At 43.3% G+C, this 25,799-nt stretch carries 24 protein-coding genes; 11 read left to right on the top strand and 13 right to left on the bottom strand.

Annotated features, from left to right (window positions below):
- Together feoB and MST18_RS01170 are read right to left on the bottom strand one after the other, a co-directional pair.
- Positions 1-1,863, bottom strand: a complete 1,863-nt coding sequence (gene feoB, locus MST18_RS01175; protein ID WP_180093144.1) for a ferrous iron transport protein B — start codon at positions 1,861-1,863, stop codon at positions 1-3.
- Complete coding sequence (locus tag MST18_RS01170) at positions 1,860-2,123, bottom strand: FeoA family protein (RefSeq protein ID WP_078189444.1); 264 nt, start codon at positions 2,121-2,123, stop codon at positions 1,860-1,862. Before MST18_RS01170 ends, feoB begins: the two co-directional genes overlap by 4 nt.
- A 172-nt stretch (positions 2,124-2,295) precedes the next feature.
- Between MST18_RS01170 and xerD the strand changes: the two genes are divergently transcribed.
- The 4 genes from xerD (at position 2,296) to thrC (ending at position 6,759) form a co-directional block, all read left to right on the top strand.
- Positions 2,296-3,213: a site-specific tyrosine recombinase XerD gene (gene xerD, locus MST18_RS01165; RefSeq protein WP_180133257.1), complete on the top strand. Its 918-nt coding sequence runs from the start codon at positions 2,296-2,298 to the stop codon at positions 3,211-3,213.
- A gap of 96 nt (positions 3,214-3,309) precedes the next feature.
- The gene (locus tag MST18_RS01160) at positions 3,310-4,122 is read left to right on the top strand and encodes a DsbC family protein (protein ID WP_180133258.1); all 813 of its coding nucleotides are present in this window, start codon (positions 3,310-3,312) and stop codon (positions 4,120-4,122) included.
- A gap of 130 nt (positions 4,123-4,252) precedes the next feature.
- The gene (locus MST18_RS01155) at positions 4,253-5,557 is read left to right on the top strand and encodes a homoserine dehydrogenase (RefSeq protein WP_078192857.1); all 1,305 of its coding nucleotides are present in this window, start codon (positions 4,253-4,255) and stop codon (positions 5,555-5,557) included.
- A gap of 62 nt (positions 5,558-5,619) precedes the next feature.
- Positions 5,620-6,759, top strand: coding sequence for a threonine synthase (gene thrC / locus MST18_RS01150; RefSeq protein ID WP_078192584.1), 1,140 nt, complete (start codon positions 5,620-5,622; stop codon positions 6,757-6,759).
- 124 nt (positions 6,760-6,883) lie between these two features.
- Here thrC and MST18_RS01145 read toward each other — a convergent pair whose 3' ends face one another.
- Positions 6,884-7,933 (bottom strand): serine hydrolase, encoded by a 1,050-nt coding sequence (locus tag MST18_RS01145; RefSeq protein ID WP_143221671.1) that lies wholly within the window; start codon positions 7,931-7,933, stop codon positions 6,884-6,886.
- Positions 7,934-8,145: 212 nt separating this feature from the next.
- Between MST18_RS01145 and MST18_RS01140 the strand changes: the two genes are divergently transcribed.
- Genes MST18_RS01140 through MST18_RS01130 form a run of 3 tightly spaced genes read left to right on the top strand, consistent with a single transcriptional unit; the run spans position 8,146 to position 11,816 of the window.
- The gene (locus tag MST18_RS01140; RefSeq protein WP_180024243.1) at positions 8,146-8,781 is read left to right on the top strand and encodes a response regulator; all 636 of its coding nucleotides are present in this window, start codon (positions 8,146-8,148) and stop codon (positions 8,779-8,781) included.
- Positions 8,782-8,803: 22 nt separating this feature from the next.
- Positions 8,804-10,369, top strand: a complete 1,566-nt coding sequence (locus MST18_RS01135) for a PAS domain-containing sensor histidine kinase (RefSeq protein ID WP_180133259.1) — start codon at positions 8,804-8,806, stop codon at positions 10,367-10,369.
- Positions 10,370-10,388: 19 nt separating this feature from the next.
- Entirely contained in the window at positions 10,389-11,816 is a 1,428-nt protein-coding gene (locus MST18_RS01130) for a sigma-54 dependent transcriptional regulator (protein WP_180133260.1), read from the top strand.
- A gap of 22 nt (positions 11,817-11,838) precedes the next feature.
- On the opposite strand, the gene MST18_RS01125 is transcribed toward MST18_RS01130, so the two are convergent.
- From MST18_RS01125 to lptF, 4 genes are all read right to left on the bottom strand, one after another.
- Complete coding sequence (locus tag MST18_RS01125; RefSeq protein ID WP_180126981.1) at positions 11,839-13,014, bottom strand: S41 family peptidase; 1,176 nt, start codon at positions 13,012-13,014, stop codon at positions 11,839-11,841.
- A gap of 17 nt (positions 13,015-13,031) precedes the next feature.
- Positions 13,032-14,579, bottom strand: coding sequence for a 2,3-bisphosphoglycerate-independent phosphoglycerate mutase (gene gpmI, locus MST18_RS01120; protein ID WP_180133261.1), 1,548 nt, complete (start codon positions 14,577-14,579; stop codon positions 13,032-13,034).
- 122 nt (positions 14,580-14,701) lie between these two features.
- Positions 14,702-15,772, bottom strand: coding sequence for an LPS export ABC transporter permease LptG (gene lptG, locus MST18_RS01115; RefSeq protein WP_180077180.1), 1,071 nt, complete (start codon positions 15,770-15,772; stop codon positions 14,702-14,704).
- Position 15,773: 1 nt separating this feature from the next.
- A complete protein-coding gene (gene lptF / locus MST18_RS01110) occupies positions 15,774-16,874 on the bottom strand; it encodes an LPS export ABC transporter permease LptF (protein WP_180133262.1) in 1,101 nt (366 codons plus the stop codon).
- A 159-nt stretch (positions 16,875-17,033) separates the two neighbouring features.
- On the opposite strand from lptF, the gene MST18_RS01105 reads away from it, so the two are divergent.
- From MST18_RS01105 to MST18_RS01090, 4 genes are all read left to right on the top strand, one after another.
- Positions 17,034-18,482 (top strand): leucyl aminopeptidase, encoded by a 1,449-nt coding sequence (locus MST18_RS01105; protein ID WP_180133263.1) that lies wholly within the window; start codon positions 17,034-17,036, stop codon positions 18,480-18,482.
- On the top strand, positions 18,475-18,882 hold the full coding sequence (locus tag MST18_RS01100) for a DNA polymerase III subunit chi (protein WP_180133264.1): 408 nt from the start codon (positions 18,475-18,477) through the stop codon (positions 18,880-18,882). Before MST18_RS01105 ends, MST18_RS01100 begins: the two co-directional genes overlap by 8 nt.
- Positions 18,883-18,921: 39 nt before the next feature.
- Positions 18,922-19,560, top strand: coding sequence for a hypothetical protein (locus tag MST18_RS01095; protein WP_180133265.1), 639 nt, complete (start codon positions 18,922-18,924; stop codon positions 19,558-19,560).
- Positions 19,561-19,702: 142 nt separating this feature from the next.
- Positions 19,703-19,921 (top strand): hypothetical protein, encoded by a 219-nt coding sequence (locus MST18_RS01090; RefSeq protein WP_078192596.1) that lies wholly within the window; start codon positions 19,703-19,705, stop codon positions 19,919-19,921.
- Between the two features lie 62 nt (positions 19,922-19,983).
- On the opposite strand, the gene MST18_RS01085 is transcribed toward MST18_RS01090, so the two are convergent.
- The 6 genes from MST18_RS01085 to MST18_RS01060 all read right to left on the bottom strand — a co-directional run bounded on the left by MST18_RS01085 (position 19,984) and on the right by MST18_RS01060 (position 25,752).
- On the bottom strand, positions 19,984-20,529 hold the full coding sequence (locus MST18_RS01085) for a VTT domain-containing protein (protein ID WP_078192597.1): 546 nt from the start codon (positions 20,527-20,529) through the stop codon (positions 19,984-19,986).
- 112 nt (positions 20,530-20,641) lie between these two features.
- Entirely contained in the window at positions 20,642-21,301 is a 660-nt protein-coding gene (locus tag MST18_RS01080) for a riboflavin synthase (protein WP_078192598.1), read from the bottom strand.
- Between the two features lie 33 nt (positions 21,302-21,334).
- Positions 21,335-22,627, bottom strand: coding sequence for a DNA adenine methylase (locus MST18_RS01075; RefSeq protein ID WP_078189462.1), 1,293 nt, complete (start codon positions 22,625-22,627; stop codon positions 21,335-21,337).
- The gene (gene ribD, locus MST18_RS01070) at positions 22,624-23,727 is read right to left on the bottom strand and encodes a bifunctional diaminohydroxyphosphoribosylaminopyrimidine deaminase/5-amino-6-(5-phosphoribosylamino)uracil reductase RibD (RefSeq protein WP_180133266.1); all 1,104 of its coding nucleotides are present in this window, start codon (positions 23,725-23,727) and stop codon (positions 22,624-22,626) included. The genes MST18_RS01075 and ribD overlap by 4 nt, the downstream gene beginning before the upstream one ends.
- A gap of 36 nt (positions 23,728-23,763) precedes the next feature.
- Entirely contained in the window at positions 23,764-24,222 is a 459-nt protein-coding gene (gene nrdR / locus MST18_RS01065; protein WP_067763170.1) for a transcriptional regulator NrdR, read from the bottom strand.
- Between the two features lie 138 nt (positions 24,223-24,360).
- On the bottom strand, positions 24,361-25,752 hold the full coding sequence (locus MST18_RS01060; protein WP_078189464.1) for an ammonium transporter: 1,392 nt from the start codon (positions 25,750-25,752) through the stop codon (positions 24,361-24,363).
- Positions 25,753-25,799 lie beyond the last annotated feature (47 nt).

Below are 25,799 nucleotides of genomic sequence, written 5' to 3'. Positions count from 1 at the left end.
CTATCCAAAATAGCGTGTTGCAATTTGATACGTGATGAATGCCATTAGATAAGCCAAACCAAATAAATAGATAGTCATGAAACTCACCGTTTTCAAGGAGCCAGTTTCACGTTTAACTGTCGCCAGTGTCGCCAAGCAATGTGGCGCATAAATAAACCACACCAATAATGATAGACCGGTTGCCAATGACCAACCCAATGACCCATCGCTACTAATTAAATTTGCCAGACCTTGAGACATGGCATCTTCATCTGTTGCAGACAAGGCATACACCGTACCCAATGCCGCCACAACGACTTCACGTGCCGCCATCGCTGGAATTAAGGCAATACAGATCTGCCAATTAAAACCTAATGGTGCAAAGATCGGTTGTAATACATGCCCAAGCATACCTGCCAATGAATAATCAATATCCGGCAAAGTTGCGCCTTCTGGCGGTTGCGGGAAAGTACACAAGAACCATAATAAAATTGATAAAGCGAAGATGATGCCACCAACACGCTTCAAGAAGATCTTGGCACGGTCCAGTAAACCAATCCAAACACTCTTAATATCTGGGAAACGGTAGCTTGGAAGTTCCATCAATAAGGCATGCTGTGATTTATCTTTTTGGAAGAATTTCAGCACTGTTGCCACAATTAAGGCACTCACAATCCCTGCTGCATATAATGCAAATAACACCAAGCCTTGTAAGTTAAAGACGCCCCAGACCATTTGCTGTGGAATAAATGCTGAGATCAGCAAGGCATAAACCGGTAAACGTGCCGAACAGGTCATCAATGGCGCAACTAAAATCGTTACCAGACGATCTCGGGGGTCTTGAATACTCCGGGTTGCCATAATGCCCGGTACAGCACAGGCAAAGCTCGACAGCAAAGGAATAAAAGCACGTCCACTCAAACCCGCTTTAAACATCAGCTTATCTAGCAAGAATGCTGCACGTGGTAAATAACCTGATTCTTCTAAAACCAAAATAAAGAAGAATAAAATTAAAATCTGCGGTAAAAACACCACCACGCCGCCTGCACCCGCAATGATCCCATCAACCACCAAGCTGTTCAGGAGTGGATGTGAAATGTGTTCACCGACCAATTCACCGAACCAACCGAAGAAGGTTTCAATACCATCCATAAACGGCGCAGCCCATGCAAACACCGCTTGGAAGATAATAAACATCATCACCGCTAAGGTAATTAAACCAAAGACTGGATGTAGAAAAATTTTATCGAGGAAGTCTGAGCGTTTATCTTCATGATCAACAAACACCACCACGTCTTTTAAAATTTGTTCAATTTTTTCGTGGTTAGTCCCAGAAAGATTGGTATCACTTAATGACGCATCTGGTTTTCTGAAACCTTCAGCATCCAAAGCACCCATTAAGTTTTCAATACCCGCATTACGTACAGCAACGGTTTCTACAACAGGCACACCCAAACGCTGAGACAGCTTTTGGGTATTGATTTGCATGCCACGACGGCGTGCTTCATCCATCATGTTGAGGACAAGTAAAATTGGACGACCCAAATCGATCATTTCCATGACCAAACCGAGGTGCAATTTTAAGTTTGTCGCATCAACTACACATAAAAAGACATCTTGATGCCCTTCTTCTGCAATTTTACCTTGCACGACATCACGCGTAATGGCTTCATCAGGACTCGTCGCTTCTAAGCTATACGTCCCCGGCAAATCCAAAACTCGAACAGATTTACCCGATGGCAACGTAAATTGACCAACTTTACGCTCAACCGTTACCCCAGCATAGTTCGCAACTTTCTGACGTGTACCCGTTAAATGATTGAATAATGAAGTTTTACCACAGTTTGGATTACCAACGAGGGCAATACGTAACGCATCACTCATGCTGATGCCCCTTCCATTGCTATTTCCACTTTTTCAGCTTCTACTTTTCGCAGTGCGAAGCGAGTAAACCCAACTTGAATTAAAATCGGGTCACCACCAAAAATACCTTTGGTAATCACCTGTACTTTTGTTCCGGGAACAAAACCCAAAGTCTCTAAACGGCTAGCGACTAAATCAGCCGGAGCATTGTTGCCATTCTGGTTACGATGTACCTTATGAATGACTGCGCTTTGTTTCACTTTCAAATCAGATAATCGCACGCAACTAACCCTAAAAAATTTTGAACATTATACAAACAAATGAGAATAATTAACAAATCGGATTCGATTTCAATTCTCATTTAACAATCTAGCATCGACACGACTATTTTTTTAAATTACATTGCATTAAACCATTGTGATTTCTTGGTTTAATTTCGAAAATGAGCGGCACATGTTAAATAAAAAACCACGTATTCCTACCCCAGTCCAAATTCCAGAAACACTCAGTTTTTTACACGGATATCGTGATGATTTAATAGCTCAAACCGTCAGTCCACACACTCGAAATGCATATTTATCTGATTTAATTCAATGCAGTGAGTGTCATACGCGTGTCATGACTGATTGGAGCAGTGACGACATTTCAGATGTCTTGCTTAGCCTGACGAAACAAGGAAAAAGCCCTCGCTCGATCGCCCGCTCACTTTCTGCACTGCGTTCATTTTTCAAGTTCTTGCGTGAACAAAAAATACGCAGTGACAATCCTGTTGCAATCCATAAAACACCCAAATTGGGTCGTGCCCTACCAAAGGATTTATCTGAAGCAGATGTTGAAGCCCTGATTAATGCCCCAGACCTCAACACCGCATTGGGTCTACGTGATCGTGCCATGCTCGAAGTGCTGTATGCCTGTGGTTTACGTGTCTCTGAGTTATTAAATTTAAGATTAGAACTGATCAATCTTAAACAAGGCTATTTACGAATTACCGGTAAAGGCAATAAAGAACGCTTAGTTCCTTTAGGTCAAATGGCGGTGGAATGGATCGAGAAGTATTTAGCTGAAGCACGTCCCGTCTTATACAAAAGCGCAACCGATGCTTTATTTCTCACTCAACTCGGTGGAATGATGAGTCGCCAAAACTTTTGGTACGCGATTAAACGCTATGCGCTCATTGCAGGCATTCAAGCCGAATTATCACCACATACCTTACGCCACGCCTTTGCCACGCATTTGCTCAACCACGGTGCCGACTTACGTGTCGTGCAGATGCTGCTCGGCCACAGTGACTTGTCTACCACGCAAATTTATACCCATGTCGCGCAGGTTCGTATGCAAAAATTACATTCAGATTATCATCCGAGAGCTTAACGGCAGGAAATATCAGACCAAGAAGTTCTATTGTGCCCGATATTTTTTGCTATGCTTACTCACCTGTTTGATAAAGCTAAAAGAAAAGGGTTGTTTATGTTATTTACCCGTTCAAAAATTTTTCTCGCATCGACACTTGTTGCCAGTTTGGCGTTAGTGGCTTGTTCTAATTCAAATAATGACGAAAAGAAAGATGCGACATTAACGGCAAGTACGCCTGCAACTGGTGAAGCTTCGAATTTATCTGAACGTAATGCTCAGCAGCGTTTAATTGATACTTTGCAATCCAATCTGCAAAAAGCCAATATCAATGCCAAAGTCACTGGGGTGAAAGCGACTGAAGTTCCTAATTTGTTTTGGGTAAGCTTTGAAGGCATGCCTGCGGTCTATGCTACAGCTGATGGTAAATACATTTTCCAAGGCGACGTGGTTCGTTTAGGTGAAAAACAACTCTTTAATGTAGGCGATACACTACAAGCAGAGGCCAACAAAAAATTATTTGATCAATTAAAAACTGAAGACCTACTGATTTATAAAGCCAAAGGTAAAACCAAACACGTGGTTTATGTGTTTACCGATGTCAGCTGTCCTTATTGCCACAAATTACATGAACAAATGGATGATATTAATGCCCGTGGCATTGAAGTCCGTTATATCGCTTGGCCACGTGGTGAACAACACATGCCAATGATGGAAACTATCTGGTGTAGCAAAGACCGTCGTGCCGCATTTGATAAAGCCATTGCCGGTGAGCAAATCGAGCCTGCATCATGTCAAAACCCTGTGCGCAGCATGTATGAAATGGGTCTAAATATTGGTGTGAATGGTACGCCAGCGATCTATAACGCAGAAGGCAAACACATCGGTGCTTACATGTCGGCTTCCGAACTTGAAAGTGCGCTTAAATAACTAATTTTTATAGGCTAAATGAATGTTTTTTATGGGTGGGAATAAAGTGATTTCTACCCTAGAGTCCGAACGTTTTTTTAGCTATGATCTAAACTCACTTAAAGCAATGATGAAATAAATGGAGTGTGACGTGAAACCAGTTCGTCTGGCAATCCTCGGTCTTGGTACTGTGGGTGGTGGTGCCCTTAAACTACTAAAAGAAAATGCTGCTGAGATTAAACGTCGCACCGGTCGTGAAATTGAAATTACCCATGTGGGTACGCGTCGCCCTCGTCCTGATTTAGAACTGCCTGCTTCAGTGAAGCAAAGTGCTGATTTATTGGATATCGTCCGTCAACCCGATGTAGACGTTGTGGTTGAAGTTATGGGCGGCATTCACCCTGCGTATGAAGTGATTCGTGAAGCAATCGTTCATGGCAAACAAGTGGTCACAGCCAATAAAGCTTTATTAGCTGAACACGGTAATGAATTATTTAAATTGGCCGATGATCATCACGTTCAGATTGCTTATGAAGCAGCTGTCGCAGGTGGTATCCCAATTATTAAAGTCCTCCGTGAGGGTTTGGCAGCCAATAAAATTGACTGGCTTGCAGGTATCATTAACGGTACTGGTAACTTTATCCTGACTGAAATGCGTGAAAAAGGTCGTGCCTTTGCAGACGTTCTCAAAGAAGCGCAAGAACTCGGTTATGCCGAAGCAGATCCAACATTCGACGTCGAAGGGATCGATGCGGCGCACAAGTTAACATTGCTGGCTTCTATTGCTTTTGGTATCCCACTCCAATTTGACAAAGTCTTCACTGAAGGCATCAGCAAAGTTACTGCGCAAGATGTCAAATATGCAGAAGACCTCGGTTTCCGTATTAAACATTTAGGTATTGCACGTCGTGCTGCAACGGGTATTGAACTTCGTGTGCATCCAACGCTGATTCCTGAAGACCAACTGATTGCCAATGTAAATGGCGTTAAAAATGCTGTGTTGGTTCAAGCCAATGCCGTTGGTCCAACGCTTTACTATGGCGCAGGTGCAGGTGCAGGTCCGACCGCATCAGCGGTGGTTGCTGATGTTGTCGATATTGTCCGTGACATCTCATATACCGAAGATGGCGCAGGTACAATTCCACAGCTTGCTTTTGAAGCACTGACCGATTTACCAATTCTTCCACGTGAAGAAATGACCACTGGATATTACATCCGTATTAATGCCGAAGATCAAACTGGCGTTCTTGCTGATGTCACGACTATTTTAAGCCGTGCAGGAATCAGCATCGATGCGATCATGCAACAGCCGCGCTTAAAAGACCTTATTCCTATCGTGATTCTGACTGATCCAGTCAAAGAATCTAAAATGGATGAAGCACTTCAACAAATTCAAGCATTGCCTGTCATTCATGGCGAAATTGTACGAATTCGTTTAGAATCGCTTGATAATTAATCGGGTCGAGGGGAATATTTCAGTTCCTCTCGCCAAGCTCTACACACAATTGGAACATCATCATGTCTAATGCCAATCGTTATACTGGTTTAGTTGACCGCTATCGCGACCGTTTACCCGTATCTGCAACTACTCGCGCAATTTCTTTGGGCGAAGGTAATACGCCACTGATTAAGCTTGAGAATATTCCACGCATTATTGGCAAAAATGTTGAAATTTATGTGAAGTACGAGGGCTTAAACCCGACTGGTTCATTTAAAGACCGTGGTATGACCATGGCTGTAACAAAAGCAGTTGAAGAAGGCTCTAAAGCAATTATCTGTGCATCTACAGGTAATACATCTGCTGCAGCGGCTGCTTATGCTGCACGTGCAGGCATTAAAGCATTTGTGCTCATCCCAGAAGGCAAAATTGCCATGGGTAAAATGGCACAAGCGATGATGTATGGCGCGGTAACGATGCAAATTCACGGTAACTTCGATGACGGTATGCGTCTTGTAAAAGAAGTTGCAGATCAAGCACCAGTTACGATTGTAAACTCAATCAACCCATACCGTCTGCAAGGTCAAAAAACCATTGCTTACGAAATCGTTGACGAATTAGGTCGTGCGCCAGATTACCACTGCCTACCTGTAGGTAATGCGGGTAACATCACAGCACACTGGATGGGTTATACCGAAGCTGTGGCGAATCAGCCTAAAGAAGAATTTGTACAAGTGGTTTATGATCCTGAAACTGATCAATTCACAGGTCCAAAACCTGCGGGTCTACCAACAATGGTGGGTTACCAAGCTGCTGGCGCGGCACCATTCCTACGCGGCGCACCTGTAGAAAACCCTGAAACAGTAGCAACTGCAATCCGTATCGGTAACCCACAAAGCTGGAACCATGCTAAAGCAGTAGTCCGCGATTCAGAAGGCTGGTTCGATGAACTCCAAGATGCTGAAATCTTAGAAGCACAGCGTCTACTGTCTATGTACGAAGGTGTATTCGTAGAACCTGCTTCTGCAGCGTCTATCGGTGGTGCGATTCGTGACATTAAAGCAGGTAAAATTGCTGAAGGTTCTGTGATCGTATGTACTGTAACAGGTAACGGTTTAAAAGATCCTGACACTGCCATCAAGCAATGCCAAGACGCCGTGATGTTGTCGATTGATGCAACTATGGATCAAGTTCGCGATTCAATTCTGTCAAATATGTAATTCATATGCTGACTAAATAAAAAAGCCCTGCTCTTGCAGGGCTTTTTTTATATCTTGCATCCACTTCAGCATTTAAACGTTGAGTAAATCCAAATACTGAAAGAATGAAAAATCTGAAATCTTATTAAATACGTTTTGGTAACTGGCTCGCCCAATTCATTAAACGTGTCGCATCATTGGTTCGTGCAACTGAAGAATCCGCACCCAATAACACCACTACCGCTGGACGGTTATTCAATGTGGTATGCATCACTACACAGCGCCCTGCTTCATTAATAAATCCAGTTTTTGAAATATTAATATTCCAACCACCATTACGCACTAAAGCATTAGTATTGTTTGATTTCAATACGCGGTAGCCCAAATTAAAGTCATAACTTGGTGTGGTTGAAAATTGACGAATCAAACCATACTGCGAAGCGGTATTCACCAAAATACCTAAGTCACGTGCCGAAGCGACATTGCCTGGGTGCAAGCCAGTCGATTCCACATAATGAGTCGAGTTCATCCCTAATGAGCGTGCTTTCGCATTCATCGCTGCAATAAATGCAGAACGACCACCTGGATAAGTACGTGCTAATGCCGAAGCAGCTGGGTTTTCAGATTTCATCAAAGCAAACAGCAATGCTTCTGCACGATTCATACTGTCGCCAGCACGCAGCGTTGAACTTGAGCTTTTACAACCTGAACATGAGAAATCAGACTGTTGTAAGGTAATCTTTTCAGACATGTTTAATCGGGCATCTGAAATCACTACTGCTGTCATGAGTTTGGTAATTGATGCAATCGGTAAAGCGGTATTGCTATTTTTGCTATATAGCACTTCACCAGTTTGACCATCCATAACCAGTGCTGCACGCGCATTTACAGAGGGCTGTCCTGCGTATTGATTGGTATCAATAATACGGACCGTTTTCGATGGTGCTGTCTGTACCACGCCGCCTGTACTACGTACAGAAGTAGTCACTTTCGTTGACCCTTGAGGAGATGGCTCTTCAGCGCTATAAGACACGTCACCGTTGAGTAACTGGTTTGCATCTTCAGATGACCAGCTAATATTTGACTGCTGATTTGCAGCACTATTCATCACAATCTCAGCAGAACTGAAACTGCTCATACTGAATAAAATTGACATGCCCAAAACGTGCATGAAGGATTTATTTAATTTTTTCACCATTGCTCACTCAACTCAGGATACTAAACATTTGCGCAAGACCAGCAATATGCCGTACATTGGTCACAACTACGAACATTTTTTGCTCACACATTGTGTATGAAGTTTTTCATTTCATATAAGAATAGGATTGCTAATTTTGTCGTTTCATTGCAAGCTTATTTTGCTTTATGTAACAAAAAAAACAGATTTTGATTTGAGGGAGAGTGTAGGTGATCACAGTTTTGGTGGTAGATGACCATGAATTAGTCCGTACTGGTATTTGCCGTATGCTCGAAGACCATGCAGATATCCAAGTCATTGGACAAGCCGAATCTGGTGAAGATGCGATTACACTTGTTCGCCAACACCATCCAAATGTTGTTTTATTAGATGTCAATATGCCGGGGATCGGGGGGGTAGAAACCACACGTCGCCTACTTCAAACAGCGCCAGATACAAAAGTCCTCGCCGTCAGTGGACTTGCTGAAGAACCCTACCCGTCTTTATTGTTAAAAGCAGGTGCCAAAGGCTATATCACCAAAGGTGCACCAGTTACTGAAATGGTCCGTGCGATTAATAAAGTGATGCAAGGCGGCAAATATTTCAGTGCAGACATTGCAGAACAACTGGCCAGCTCATATTTGTCTGATACACAACAATCGCCTTTTGACGCCCTGTCTGAGCGTGAAATGCAAGTTGCCATGATGGTGGTCAATTGTATAAGTGCACAAGAAATTTCCGATAAATTATTCGTTAGTGTTAAAACAGTGAATACCTACCGTTACCGCATTTTTGAAAAACTGAATATTGATAGTGATGTCAAACTAACTCACTTGGCGATTCGCTACGGGTTAATCAAACCTTAACACAACGTACATCCTGTTACTTATGACACAGCGTTCAATTCATAGTGAATTGAACCAGTATCATTTGGGTCTTTGGTACAGTGCTTATCGCTTTATCATCAGTGCCTGTCTGTTACTGGTCTTTTTACTGACCTACACTCAATTCACTTCAGATTATGAATACCCACGTTTATACCTATATGTATTGACGATTTATTTGCTGTTTACCAGCATTCAATTCATGTCACTTGGACGTTTCAAAGTCCGTATTCCAAACCAGTTACTACTGTTATTCATTGTAGATGTCATTTCGCTGAGCTTACTGACCTTAGCCATCGATGGACCCAATTTACATTTGAGTTTGCTGTTTGTGATTACGATTTTTGCAGCGTCCCTATTATTAGATGCCCAAAAAGCTTTGGTCATTACCCTCATCGCTGTGATTTGCGTGGTGTATCAACTGTTTTTAGGTTCAATTCTTGAATTTACCTCACTCAAAAATTTAACCAACAGTGCGATTTTGGCTTTTTTATTTTGTGTAGTGTATGGCAGTGCGCAAATTGCCGTGAAACGTTTCCAGTTATTGGAAAATCTGAATTTTTCGCAATCCTTAGAGCTCCATCGGCTACAAAACATTAACCGCTATATCTTGGAGCAGATTGATACGGGCTATTTGGTGTTGGATGAAAACTGTCATGTGGTGCTGAGTAATCCTGCTGCTTGCCATTTACTCGGCATGCCAAATTTTTATCATCATGATCAATATCCACTGTATACCACGCAGCCCGATTTATTTGAATTACTCAAATTTGAAGATTTAAAAAGCGGTGAAAAATTCCAATTTGAATCCCAACAAAGCCAATACCACATTCAGGTACTGGTACAAAAACTCGTTGTGCCGCATCAAATGCTGACCTTGCTGATTTTACAAGATGCACAAAAACTCAATCAGCAAGTGCAACAACTAAAATTAGCCGCTTTAGGTCAACTCTCCGCCAGTATTGCCCACGAAATTCGCAATCCTTTAGCCGCAATTGTGCATGCCAATGATTTATATCCGCAAAGTGATACCGAACAACAGCACATGTTGAATCATATGATTTCACGTCAAGCAGTGCGGATTGACCGAATTATTCAAGACACCCTAAATATGGTGCGCAATAAGGAAACCCATCCGACTCGTCTAAATCTAGAACAATTTTTACCGTTGTTCCTTCAAGAAGATCTGGCAGACATTCAACAGAACATTCGACTCAATGTACAAGCCAAAACCTTTATCGATTTTGATGAGGCACAGTTCAGACAAATTTTAATCAACCTGATTCGTAATGCGATTCGCCATAACAATCCGGACATGTCGTATATCGAAGTGGTGGCGCGTACGGATCAGAAAAAAGTCCAGATCGATGTCCGAGATTTCGGTCATGGGGTTGCTTTACAAAACCGCGCACAGTTATTTCAACCATTTTTTAGTACCGAAATTACCGGAACTGGTTTAGGATTATATCTTGCTCATAGCTTCTGTGAAGCGAATCAAGCACAGCTTTCCTATGTAGAACAAAAACAGGGAGCTTGCTTTAGGATTGAGTGCTTACAAGCTGTTATTTAATTGTTTTTAGGGGAAAACTGTGGATTCACAACCACTGGTATTATTAGTTGATGACGAAGAAGACTTATGTATGCTGATGCAAATGTCTTTATCAAGGATGGGGGTTAAAACGCATGTTGCACATCGCCTCGATGAAGCTAAAAAAGCCTTGTCTACCTATAGCTACGATGCCTGTCTAACCGATCTCAACTTACCCGATGGTAATGGTCTACAGCTCTTAGATTGGATGAATGAACACTGTCCTGCCCTGCCTGTTGCTGTGCTAACAGCCTATGGCAACATGGACATTGCCATTGCCGCATTAAAGGCGGGAGCATTCGATTTTGTCAGCAAACCGATCAATCCAAAACATCTTGAACAACTGCTACAAAAAGCCCTGAATAAGCCTTTGGCCGAAGACATTACTTCGCAAGATGCTTTAGAACATAAAATGTTGATTGGTGAATCACTTCCAATCCAGCAATTGCGTCGAACATTAAAGAAAATTGCACGTTCACAAGCACCAGTTTTTATTACGGGTGAATCTGGTACGGGTAAAGAGGTCGTAGCCAATCTGGTTCACCGTTTAAGCAACCGTAATGAAGGGCCCTTTATTGCTATTAACTGTGGGGCAATTCCGACCGAGTTAATGGAAAGTGAACTTTTTGGCCATAAAAAAGGCAGCTTTAGTGGTGCCACCCAAGACAAGCAAGGTCTGATTCAATCTGCACATGGCGGTAGCTTATTTCTGGACGAAATTGCCGAACTACCTTTAGCCATGCAAGTTAAATTGCTACGGGCAGTACAGGAAAAACGTATTCGTCCTGTAGGTTCAGACTGTGAAATTGATGTTGATTTCCGTGTGATCAGTGCCAGTCATCAGGACTTAGAAGCTCTCGTCCAACAAGGTCGATTCCGCCAAGATTTATTCTTCCGTATCCATGTGATGGATTTAGTGTTGCCTGCCTTACGTGAACGTGGCGAAGATATCCTCTTATTGGCACAACATTTTATTCAAAAAATTAGCCATGAATGGGAAATTGCCACTAAGCCTCTGACTGAACGAGCGAAAAACTTCCTACTCAACCAATATTATCCGGGTAATGTCCGTGAACTCCGCAATATTATCGAACGTGCCATGACCCTCTGCGATGATGAGCAAATTGATCTTCAACATCTGCAAAGTGCGCCATTAAGACAACCGAGTACTCAGTTCAATTCCGCTCCAACAACGAATGATTCTGCACAGCTTGCTGCAAACAGCAACGAACAGAGTGTGGTTCCTCGTAAACTACCTGAAGAAGGTTTAGAACTCTTTTTAGAAAATATCGAAAAAGAAGTGCTCATGAATGCGTTGAATCTCACCCACTGGAACAGAACACTTGCCGCCAAAAAATTAGGTATGTCATTCCGTTCATTGCGCTATCGTTTGAAAAAATTCGGCTTAGATACCGAAGACGAAGAGTAAAAGTTTTCCAGCGTATTGCTGTTTATTTTTGATTCAGCAATAACTCTGCAACATGATCGACATAGTGATCTTCACGTGCATCATGTTGCAGCGGATAGTTATAGTCTGGCTGCACCCCAATTCCTTCAATCATTTTGCCATTCGGTGTCAGATATTGCGACACCGTCATTTGTAAAGCTGCACCATTACTCAATGGAAATAGTTTTTGAACCACACCTTTACCATAACTTTTCTCACCCGCTACCCATGCACGTTTATGCTCTTTTAATGCTGCGGTAAAGACCTCTGCGGCAGAAGCAGAACGATTGTTGATTAAAATACCAACTTTCATATTTTGAAATTCAAAACTCGGTAAAGCCTGAAACTGTTGGTCACCCTCAGATCGACTTCGAGTCGACACAATAATGCCCTGATTCAAAAATAAATCGGCAGACTCCACTGCTGCGGACAATAACCCGCCGGGGTTATTTCTTAAATCAAACAATACAGCTTTGACACGTGAACCATGACTTTCAATTAAACGCTTAATTTCATTGGCTGTATCTTGTTGAAAAACTTTAACGTGTAAAACTAAAACCTGATTATTTAATAATTTAGATTCTATATCTGTTTCAACTTTAGTGTTTCTGACCAAATTGACCGGTTGACTTGCAGTTATCAGCTGTAGATTCAGCGTCGAGCCTATACTGCCGGTAAGCAGGTGTCGCACTTGATCTTGATTGAGTTTTTTGAGTTCTTGATCATCAATTTTAAACACCGCCGCGCCATTTTTCAGACCTAGCTTTGCAGAATCTGCATCAGGCTTTAAATTGGTGATGACCCATTGCTGTAGACCTGCATCAAAGCGCAAATTGAAATCGACACTCGCAATATCCCCTTCAGTGTATTGCAAAAGCTGCTTATAATCTTCAGGTGAAAGATATCGTGAATAGCGGTCTAAACCACTGACCATGCCTTTGATGGCTTGTTGGAATAATGCATCGTCATTTTTTTCAACTACATAATTTTCTTTGACAATGCCATAGATTTGAACAAATTGTTGGATCGATTCGACAGGTACTTCGGCATAACTTTGTTCATAGCTGCCATCAAATTCATCGAAAGCCGACTTTGCTTTGTCGGCTCCCCATGTCGAATGACTAAAACACAGCAGCAAGGCTGTAAGGCTTACAACTGACGTCCAGTGTGCTTTAGTCATTCATGCTTCCTTACATTTTAAGCTTCAAGAGTAATCAAGTTACGACCTTGCATTTCTGTTGGTACAGGAATGTGCATAAGCGTTAACAGTGTCGGCGCTACGTCAGCCAAAACACCACCTTCTGCAATTGTTGCATTGGTCGGACCAACATAGATAAATGGCACAAGTTCAGTGGTATGTTGAGTATGCACCTGACCACTTTGGTAATCCTGCATTTGCTCTACGTTACCATGATCGGCGGTCACGAGCATGTGACCTTTATTTGCCATCACAGCTTCATATACACGACCTAAGCACGTGTCTACGGCCTCAACTGCTTTGACTGCTGCATCAAACACACCAGTATGGCCAACCATATCACCATTGGCATAGTTCACAACCAGTAAGTCGTACTCACCTGAGTTAATTGCGGCAACCAACTCATCAGTGACTTCATAAGCACTCATTTCTGGTTTTAAGTCATAAGTCGCAACGTTTGGTGATGGAATTAAAATACGTTTTTCACCCGGATATTCATCTTCACGACCACCACTGAAGAAGAAAGTCACGTGTGCATATTTTTCAGTTTCAGCAATACGCAGTTGTGTTTTACCCAAATTAGACAGGTATTCACCAATCGAGTTATGCAACGCTTCTGGCATATAGGCCACAGGTGCATCAATTGTCGCTTGGTAACGTGTCAACATGACAAATTTTGATAAAGCGGGAACCACTTTACGTTCAAAACCTGCAAAATCTTTTTCCACAAATGCTTTGGTAATTTCACGCGCACGGTCAGCACGGAAGTTCATAAAGACAACGCTATCACCATCTTGAATCGGTGCTAAATCACCAATACGCGTCGCTTTCACAAATTCATCTGATTCTTCAGCAGCATAAGCCTGCTCTAAACCTTCAACAGCAGTCGCTGCTGTACGCACAGCTTCACCTTCAGTTAAAAGACGATAGGCTTGCTCAATACGATCCCAACGGTTGTCACGATCCATTGCAAAGTAGCGACCAATCATGGTGGCAATACGACCTTGACCCGGATACTGAGCAAACAGCGCATCTAACTTTTCAAGCGAAGGTTGTGCGCTTTTTGGCGGTGTATCACGACCATCAAGGAATGCATGAAGATAAACTTTTGCACCGCGTTTTAATGCCAATTCAGCCATCGCGACAATGTGATCTTCATGTGAATGCACACCACCTTCAGACAACAAGCCCATGATGTGCACTGCACCATTGGCAGCTTTGGCTTTTTCAACCGCATCAACTAAAACATCATGTTCAAAGAATGCACCGGTACGAATATCTTTGGTAATACGAGTAAAGTCTTGATACAGCACACGTCCTGCACCAAGGTTCATGTGGCCCACTTCAGAGTTACCCATTTGTCCATCAGGTAAACCAACGTCTTCGCCAGAGCCTGAAATCAATCCATGCGGATGCTTTTCCTGCATTGCAGTCAAGTTAGGTCGTTTTGCTGCTAAAAAGGCATTGTCCTCGACCGCTTCGCGATGACCCACACCATCCATAATTACCAATACGTGTGGGATTTTGCCAGCAGTTGCATCCGTCATAATGAACACTCTTTCGTTTATAAATTAATCATACTATCTTACCGAATTTTCGGTGAAGACTCTATGTGACAACCATGGTTTATCTAGGTCATCAACATTGTTTTACTCAATCTTGCATGCAGTTAACGTGCGCGGTGCAGCAGATAGCCACCCGCTACAAACATCAAAATAATTGGTATAAAGACGAACCATGCAGGCGATGGTGCGTACACCAAACTTGCATAACCTAAGAAATCTTGTAAGTAGTAAAAGCCCAGTCCAGCAAATAAGGCAATCACCAAGCGGAAACCCATCGACTGTTGACGTAAAGGTCCAAAAATAAATGAACACGCAATTACCACCAAGGCAATTAAAGCAAAGGGCGAACCAAACTTTTGCCAAAACGCCAATTGGTAAGTTTTCGGGACTTGGCTATATTCATGCATATAGCTCATAAAGCTCACCAATTGACTCGGTGATAGGTCTTCAGGGTCAATGGTAACCATATGCACATATTTGGGTTGCAAGGCCAATGAAAGCGGTTGTTCAGCATTTTGCTTCGCTACAGCATCACCCGTCGCTAATAGATCCACTTGGGTTGAATTTTGTAGCGACCAAGAACCATTTTGGACAAAATTCCCTTGCTCCGCATCCAAAGTGCCTCGCAAACGATATTTTTCATCAAAATCAACAACCTGAACATCTTTAATTTGACCTTGCGAATTGGCATAGTCAATATAAATAAAGCGCTGACCTTCACGCGACCAATAGCCTTTGACTTCACCCAACTCAGCCGCAGTGCGGTGACTTTTGACGCTTTTGGCTTGTTCATTAGTATAGGGAATGACCCATTCGCTTAATGCAAAGGATAAAACCACCAAAATGAGTGCCGAACGAATCACCCAGCCCACAATCCGCCAAAGGCTGATGCCGACCGAACGCATGACAATCAATTCACTGTTTGAAGCTAGAGTCCCTAAACCCAGTACCGCGCCAATCAAGGCTGAAATCGGTAAAATTTCATATAAATAATTCGGTGAACTCCATAACACATACTGCAAAGCATTCCATGCGTTATAGCCTTCTTTCAGCGAGCCCAATTCACCTAAATAAGTAAAAAGCACTTGTAAGCCAGCCAATACCGCTGTCGCACCAAGCATGGCTAAAGCAGTAGTTTTGGTCACATGTTTTGCAACTATACGACGTGCCAACATTTTAAGACCTCACTCGCTGAATTTGTTTCTTAATTTTGGGCGCTAATTTTTGTTTACGCGAGAACAATGCTGCTGCAATGCCGTAAATCACTAAGACCAGTGGATAAGCCCAGATGCCCATTTCATCTTTACTGATCCGCGTTTTGATCGCCATTAAGGCTACGATTAAACTGGCAAAAATAAGTAAAGCTGGGAACAGTTTCAGGTAACGCCCTTGACGAGGACTCACTTCAGACAAAGCGGTAGCGAGTAATAACGCCACCAAAATAGCGAACGGCACAAACATCCGCCAACCGAGTTCGCTGGCAACCACAGGATCGTTACGGTTATCCCATAACTTCGAGGTAGGTAAAGCTTCTACTTCGGTACTTTCAAATTTTGCTTCTTTATCATTTTCTAAACGTAAACGATAACTTTGGAATTCAGCTTGAGAATAACGCGGTTGCCCTGGATAGATTTCGTAACGGCGGCCTTCAACTAAATCAACGACATTGGCATTGTCATCTGGCACTTCGACGCGGGTCGCTTCTTTTGCCAAAATAATGACATCAGGCTTACCCTCCTTTTCTGCACGCTGATAAAAGAAAATATCTTTTAAGTTTTTACGGTCTTCTGACAAGTCCCCTGCATAAATGGTATAGGGCCCAGAGGAAATAAACTCTTTTGGTCGAACCAAGTCAAAGCCTGTTCGTACCGCTTGCGAAGTCGTTAATGCTTCAAACTGACGGATGCCCCAAGGCGAAGCCCACAGCATCAAAAATGCTTGAACAGCCATAAAGACCACAGTCATCGGCACCAATAAACGTGACAATTGATTTCGACTGACACCACTACCATTGAGCACAGCCATTTCATGATCGACATACAGACGACCAAAGACCAACATCAGACCAATAAAAAAACCGAGCGGAAGAATTAAGGTTAAAAACTCAGGCAAACGGTAGCCAATGATGCTAAATAAAATACTTGCATCTAAACGACCCTGTGCCGCCACACCAAAGTACTTGATCAACCGACCACCCATCATGATCAAGGTCAATAAGGCAATCACAACCAGTGATGTCGACACCACTTGCTTGACCAGATAACGCCGAATAATCAAATTAATTCTTCCAAAAATAGGGCCAATAAAAACTAGCGTTAGTTTACCCGAATGTAGAAAATATAAAACCTATACCCTTGTTGCTCATTGAAACTCTATTCATATAAATGTTTCAATGGTTTAATGGTTTATAAATTTAAAAAGGCATAAATACCGCACATGAAACTTTCTATTAATACGTCATTCCAAGCGAATGCGTCCAGCCAATATTTATTGATATTAGTAGATTCTGAGCACGTTACAAATGCAGCTACTTCATATCAAATCAATGATTTAGATAATTTAATTGACGCGACTCAATTTAAAGCAGCACTCAATGAAAGCCTGCCTTTGGTGGCGAACATTGCCGCTTGTCGTAACAGCACACTTTTAGGCCTCGGCAAAGTTGCTGAATTACAGGTCAATAAATTTGCAAAAATTGCACAAACCATTATTAAAGCGTCACAAAAAAAATTCAAACAGATCAGTGTCGATATCTCTGCCCTACCACAAGAACAACATTATTTATTTGCACTTAGCCTGACCCAAGCGGCTTATGCATTTGATGAATACAAGTCTAAGAAAAATGAATTTGTTTTGGAGCAGATCCATTTAATCGCTGCTGAAAGTCCATTAACCACTGCACAGCTTGAATTAATTTCTGCAGTGCAATCAGGTCAAAGTTTTACTCGTGACTTAGGTAACCGTCCGGGCAATATCTGTTTCCCTGAATATTTAGCCGAACAAGCTCAAGCACTTGCAGCTGAATTCCCAGATCAACTCAAAGTGACTGTACTCGATGAACAGCAAATGGCTGATCTCGGTATGGGTGCTTTCCTTGCTGTGAGTAAAGGTTCTGACCGTCCAGGCCGTATTATTACCATCGAATACCTTTCAAATCGTGAAGAAGCCCCTGTAGTGCTTGTTGGTAAAGGCGTGACTTTTGATACTGGTGGTATCTCACTTAAACCGGGTGCAGGCATGGACGAAATGAAATTCGACATGTGCGGTTCTGCATCAGTTTTGGGTACCATCCGTGCGCTGTGTGAAGCGAAATTGCCGATTCATGTGGTCGGCGCAATTGCTGCTGCAGAAAACATGCCGTCTGGTCATGCCACTCGCCCGGGCGACATCGTGACAACCATGAGCGGTCAAACCGTTGAAATTTTAAATACCGATGCCGAAGGTCGTTTGGTTCTGTGCGATACCTTGACCTATGTAAAACGCTTTAACCCTGCACTGGTGATTGATATTGCAACCCTCACTGGTGCATGTGTTGTGGCATTAGGTTCAGTCCTTACCGGTATGTTCACCCCTGATGATGAACTTGCGGCTGAATTGACTGCTGCGGGTCAACATAGCTTTGACCGCGTATGGCGCATGCCAGTGATTGAAGATTATCAAGAACAACTTGATTCTCCATTTGCAGATATTGCCAACATTGGTGGTCCAAAAGCAGGCTCTGTGACCGCTGCATGTTTCCTTCAACGCTTTACGCGTGAATACCGTTGGGCGCATTTAGACATTGCTGGGACTGCATGGAACTCTGGTGCAAATAAAGGCGCAACAGGTCGTCCTGTACCATTATTAATGCAATTCTTAGCGAATCGTGCTCAAGCGAATGGCTAAAGTTAGCTTTTATTTATTTGAAAAAAGTCCTGAACGACAAGTCGAAAGCACTTGTCGTTTATGCCGTAAGATCCTGCGTCAGCCTGTACGTATTTGGCTACATTGTGCTGACCCAGACTTACAGCAACAACTTGATGAACGCCTGTGGAGTTTCGATCACACAGGTTTCATTCCCCATGGTATCGATCAACCCGAGGCAACGGTCTGTATTTCTGCCCAATTGCCTGAGCAAGCCGACTGGATTGTGTTTAATTTTAACGTTCAAGCACTTGAACAGTTCGCAAGTTTTAGTCACATTATCGAAATTATTGAAAATAACGAACCCGCTAAAATTACCGGGCGTGAAAAATATAAACAATATCGACGTTTGGGCGTTCAACCACAGACCCATAAACTTTAACGTGATATTGGTTTTACCCTATTTGCAAGGAGATGCACCATGGCATTGAATGTCGGTCCAGACTTTAAACAGCGCTGGTTAAAAGTACCTGAAGCTATTCGTCAGACCTTTATTGATGACCTTGGTCGCGTTTGCGATGTACTCAATCCCAGTACAGACATTCAACAATGGCTGGTCAATGACCAACAGCAGCAGCAAGTGTCTTTTGACAAAATTGAGTCTGCCTATGCAGATTTAAAAGCACAGTTGATAGAAGATGCTCGTATACGTAAACAACTGGCTTTAGAAAAAGCCTTAGAAGAAAAACGTGAAGCTGAACAGGCCTATGCAGAACAACTGAAACGTGACGAAGAGTTACGCTTTGCTGTACAAACGCAAGCGCTCACCATGATGCAGCATAATCTTAATCGTGAAGTACAACACTATGCCGCTCGCTATCATAAAAATCCTGAAACGGGTTTAGCGGGATTAAGCCAAAGCTTATCGGTCAGCGAAGGACAAATGTTGTCAGAACTTGAAAGTGTACGCGTGCGCTTGGAACTTGAGGCAGAAACGCAAATCGAAATGGCAGTCAGTGATTTCCGTGCAAAATTGAAAGCTGCCGCACAAGAGGAAATTGACTATATCTTAGAAAACTCCAATTTTTCGACAGAATCTACATCGTCCCAAGCATCTTAAGCCGTCCATCGAAATCTGGTCACTGTCATTAAACTGACATGTATTTGCAACATGATGTTCATATGGCTCAAGCATTGTCCCTCAGAACACAATGCTTCAGGCATCCTAAAAATATAATCATGCATCCAGATGGGAATTCAATATGGACATCATTCACCAGATTACCCAGAAAATATCCTCTCTATCTGCTGGAGAACAATGGGACATTCGTGCCAAAGATCTTTGGCTGAGTCATTCAGACTTTCACAGTATTTCGGTTTATCTCAGCCGTGAATCAGAAAAAGGTGGTTTTAGCATTCAGCAACCGCCCCACAGCTCGATTTTTCAAACCCTTGATGTAGTGACCGTTACAAAACACTAAGTGGTCATCTACTCCATAAAAAAAGCCCACAACTGTGGGCTTTTTTTATGTCTAAGTTTGGCTTAGACCAAATCTGCAACTGCAGAAACGGTATGTCCTAGGAAATAACCGATACCGAGTAATAATCCAATCCAGATGAAACCACCTAGCACGTTATAGAACATAAATGTGCCAAGGTTCATGCGTGCAGACCCAGCAGCAAAAGGCGCAAAAGAACGTACAAAGGGTACAAAGCGTGCGACTAAAATCGTTTTACCACCATGCTTCATAAAATATTTATTGGTTTTGACCATATATTCGGGCTTAAAGTAACGTGTGTGCTTATTAAAGTACTTAATGCCTAGCACGCTGCCCGTGTAGTAATTGACGCAGTAGCCCAAGACCGATGCGACAAATAACAGCAGCCCCATAGTGTGTAAATGCACCACTTCCGTCGTTGAGCATAATGCGCCGATGGCAAGCAACAGGCTGTCTCCTGGCAGGAAAAACATAAATACTGAACCCGTTTCTGAAAATATCACCAGAAATAAAATGGCATAAATCCACACACCATAATTTTCCAATAACATGGGTAACCACTGTTCCAGATTCAGTAAGAAATCAATCATTATCACCTGTCTGATTATTCATCATATATGTCATTCCGCGACGCATTATCACCAAAAATAAAAAAACAGTCTAATTTTTCAATCAGACTGTTTGGTTTTCTTCGGTATCAACTTATTTCAAGAAGCCATTTTCAGCGAGAAAATCTAAGCTAATTTTAGATTGCGCTGTGGTCTCAGCGGCTTTATCGCCGAGCAATAAACGCTCAATATAACGTGCTAAAACATCCACTTCCAAGTTCACTTTCGCCCCAGCTTTCCACGTACCGATATTGGTTCGTTCAGCCGTGTGCGGAATTAAATTTAAGCTCAGCACATTGCCACGTAAATGGTTAATTGTCAGGCTAATACCATCCACGGTCACAGAGCCTTTTTCCGCTAAATAGCGTGCAATTTCTTTCGGTGCTGTCACTTCAAAATAAATTGAACGTGCATCTGAACGAACTTGAGTGATTTCACCCACTGCATCGACATGACCACTGACAATATGTCCACCAAAACGCGTGGTCGGCAACATGGCTTTTTCCACATTTACTGCCTGCCCTGCTTTCCAGTGTTCCAAAGTGGTCCGATTTAAACTTTCACGTGAAACATCGGCTGCATACCAATTGCTACCAAAGTCAATCACGGTTAAGCAAATGCCATTGGTGGCAATCGAGTCCCCCAAATGCACATCCGACATGTCTAAATCTGTCTGGATACGCAAGCGGACATCGCCACCCACGTTTTGAATGCTTTCAACTTTACCTAGACTTTCAATAATGCCTGTAAACATGTTCAATCCCTGAAAAATATGGGGCGATGATTTTTACCACAAATCAAGTTGCGTGCTCACGCCAGAGGTATCGACACCACCTAATTCTGCAAAATGGTGCAATTGACTCAACAACTGACGGATTGGTGGACCTGATTTGGCATGCGTATCCGTGATGACAATAAACTCTAGTACGCGTGCACGTTCAGACTGACGCTGCTTACTCACGCGGTAACGTGGTACATCTTGCGTCAATAAGCTTACTCGGCCACGTTTTAAATTGGCTTGTAACAAATCTGTGGCGCTGATATTACCATCGGTTGAATAGCTCGTCAGGATGTAACGTGCATTGATGGTTTCTAATAATTTTTCATAAGCTTCTTTCGCATGCTTCGAAGAATTATACGGACTTGGACGTTCTTTACGCCATGCACGGTCGATTCCGCTCTTAAAGCCTTTGGTGTCTGGTGTTGGTAAATCCACCTGATCCCATAACGTTAAGGCATTCAACACATGGTAGTTACTGCTGTAAGCGTGCTGGTTATATGGTGGATCGAGATAAGCCACATCCACTTCAAAGCCACTCATTTGATTAGCCAAATGCTGTGCGTCGACACACCACATTTCAGCGGCGGGTTTTTTCGGATCACCAATTTCACAAAAACGACTTGGGGTCAGCCATAACAAAGAACCGATACGATCCAAGGCCGCTTGGGTTTTACCGCCCCAACCATGATGGAAGCTTTTAAATACACCGCTGGTATTACTGACAAAACTTGCTGAATACAATAACGGCGCTAACAAAGCACTCATTTCCACATCATCAATCGCGCCTTGAGCTTGCCAAGTTGCAATTTGCTGACGAATCGCATCGATACGCATACCGTTACGGCGTTTAAAGAATAAACGGTCACGTGCCGGATCGTAGATTTCATCATTACGTGGACACAAGTTATGGGTCACCCAACCTTTAACTTCTGGCAAACGGTTCAGATAATCAATGGCTTTCTGATAGCCACCCAACTCTTTAAACGCCGGTGCTTCAACACAAGAGAGAATCGCGCTGTTCAAAGCATGGCTGTAGGGTTCCCAGTCATTGGCAATAACACGATAGCCGTTTTGACGAGCCAACCGTGATACCACACCCGAACCTGCAAAAAAGTCAGCAAATATCGGCGCACGACCATCTTCGCGTTTTAAGGTTCCCGTTTGCTCAAGTGCTTCTAAAATCAGATGTAATAGACGGCGTTTGTTTCCCAAATAAGGAACCAATTGATGGAAAAGATATTCGTCTGTGGTACGAGCCGCATGACGACGTTTGTGATAAACCGTAGACTCTGAATTCATAGCGTCTCTTGAGAAGGGATTAACCTTAAGCGAATGTCATCACCCAATTGAGTGACATCTTTCAGCTTAAATCGAAGCTGCTCTGCCATGCGGTCAAATTCCGCATTAAACATCGCACGTGCTGACTGACCCAACAAGGTCGGTGCAACATAACTGATCATTTCATCGATCAAATGTTCTTGTAAGAAAGCGGTCGAAAGTGTCGCACCAGCTTCCACAAGGACATCATAAATTTGGAACTGTTGAACACAGACTGCTAACAGATCGGCCAATGGCTGAATTTCAAATTGTACCACGCCCAAGTCAGCAAGTTCCTGACGATATGGCCCCATGACCATCACGGTTTCAGGTTGCTGCAATATTTTTGCAGTTAATGGCAAGCGGCCTTGGCGATCTAGCACGATACGTTTCGGCTGAACCACGTTATGCATGTCAACAGCCTCATCGAGCTGACGTACGTTGAGTAAGCAATCATCGGCTAATACAGTCTCAATCCCAGTGATTACGGCACCTGATATCGCACGCCAATGTTGTACATCTTGTCGCGCCATTGCACCCGTAATCCACTTAGACTCACCCGAGGCCATGGCCGTACGCCCATCAAGGCTTGATGCAACTTTGAGGCGGACATAAGGCATGCCCGTCGCCATGGCTTTTAAAAAGCCCGAGTTCAATTGATGCGCTTCTGCTTCACAAATACCTGTGATCACGTCAATGCCAGCATCACGTAGGATTTGTACACCTTTACCCGCAACCAATGGATTGGGATCGGGACAGGCCACAACGACTTGAGCAACACCTGCTTCCACCAAACCTTTGGCACAAGGTGGCGTACGTCCATAGTGTGCACAAGGCTCCAAAGTCACATAAGCGGTTGCGCCACGTGCGGCCTCACCCGCATCACGCATTGCAAAGACTTCTGCATGCGGCTGACCCGCTTTGGGATGAAAGCCCTCACCAACCAATTGACCGTCTTTGACAATCACACAGCCTACATTGGGGTTAGGACGCGTGCTGTATTGCCCCTGCTGTGCCAATGCAATTGCACGCCGCATCCACTGTTGATGCTGCTGCAACGTCACTTGATCTAACTCAGACATGTAATCACTCATGATAAAAATGGAAGCAGATGTGCATTAGTGCTCACGCTGCTGCATTTGTTCAATTTGACGACGAAAAGCTTCTACATCTTGGAAGTCTTGATACACAGAAGCAAAACGCACATAAGCCACATGATCTAAAGCAAACAAAGACTGCATGACAATTTCACCAATGGTGCGTGATTTCACGTCACGTTCACCCAAACGGCGAATTTGCAATTGAATATCACTGAGTACCGTTTCAATTTGCTCTTGCGTTACTGGACGCTTTTGCAAGGCATGCATCAGCGAGCGGCGGAGCTTGGCCTCATCAAAAGGTTCGCTCTTTGAATCAGACTTGATGACACGCGGCATCACCACTTCATAGCTTTCAAAAGTTGTAAAACGTTCACCGCAACTAATACATTCACGGCGGCGGCGTATCTGACAGCCTTCAGCAGCAAGACGTGAGTCAATCACTTTACTGTCTTCAGCGTTGCAAAATGGACAATGCATAGCGGTTAAATTGAACAAATCCGAATGGATTTAGAGTGTAGCAAAATTTTTGAAATTTGTAGAGCTTTACGCTAGATATGGAAAAAAAACAGCCCTTTTGGGCTGTTTTACACAATATATTGATTTACTGAAATCTTATTATTCTACACGTTCACCATGTTGACTTAAGTCTAGACCCATTCGTTCGTCATCAGCTTCAACACGGATGCCAATCACTAGATCAATCACTTTCAAGATAATGAATGTCATCACTGCTGAGTAAGCGATGGTCGCTAGTACACCTTCGACTTGAACCCATAATTGATGCATTAAGTTGCTCGGTGCTTTATCACCCATGATGAATTCGCTGGCAAAGAATGCTGTAAGGATCGCACCCACGATACCACCGACACCATGTAGACCAAACGCATCCAAAGAGTCATCCGCTTTCAACGCACGTTTCAGCGCAGTAATACCCCAGAAGCAAACCACACCACCGATCAGACCCATCGCTAGAGCGCCGCCAACTGTTACGAAACCTGCCGCAGGTGTAATCACCACAAGACCAGCTACCGCACCAGAAGCACCGCCCAAGACAGACGCTTTACCACGAACCACTTTTTCAGTAATTAACCATGCCACTGCTGCTGCCGCTGCTGCAACTTGTGTTACCACCAATGCATAACCAGCTGAACCATTTGCACCTAGTGCAGAGCCACCGTTGAAACCGAACCAACCTACCCATACAAGGCTTGCACCGATGACGGTTAAAGTTAGGTTATGTGGCGCCATAGATTCACGACCAAGCCCCATACGTTTACCAAGCATGTACGCTGCAACGAGACCCGCAACACCCGAGTTGATGTGAACAACCGTACCACCCGCAAAATCAAGCGCACCGTCGTTACCTAACCAACCACCGCCCCATACCCAGTGGGTAATTGGTGCATAAACCACGACGCTCCAAATTGCGATGAAGGCAACGAAAGCACCGAATTTCATACGTTCTGCAATCGAACCGCTAATAATGGCAACGGTAATGATGGCAAATGTCATTTGGAAAATAACAAAAAGAATCTCTGGAATCGTACCGGACAAAGCTTCTGTGGTGATGCCCGACAACATAAATTTGTCTAAGCTACCGATAAAGGCATTACCTTCACCAAATGCTAAGGTATAACCCACAATCACCCACGTTAAGCTCACGACACCTGCCGCAACGAAACTGTGTGCCATGGTGCTGAGTACATTTTTCTTACGGACCATACCGCCGTAAAATAATGCTAAACCGGGAATTGTCATGAGTAAAACAAGTGCAGTGGACACTAAAATCCATGCTGTATCACCTGTATCGAGCTTAGGCTCTTCTTCTGCAGGTGCTGGCGCTGCTTCAACTGGAACTGCAGCTTCTGTTGTATTTAGCGTTGTTGTATTTGCAGTATCAACTACTGTGACTTCTTCTGTAGGTGCTGTTGCGCTTTCTTCAGCCCACGCAACAGAACCACCTAAAAGTGCACTGGACAAGCCGAGTGCAATTAGCATCTTTTTCATTCGTATCCCCCGACCTGATTTTCTGAGTTATTAGCTACTCAGCAAAC

The organism is Acinetobacter sp. YH12068_T (assembly GCF_024606005.1).
GTDB lineage: Bacteria > Pseudomonadota > Gammaproteobacteria > Pseudomonadales > Moraxellaceae > Acinetobacter > Acinetobacter amyesii.
Note: the sequence above shows the minus strand (reverse complement) of the source record. Positions and strands in the feature narration are given on the sequence as shown.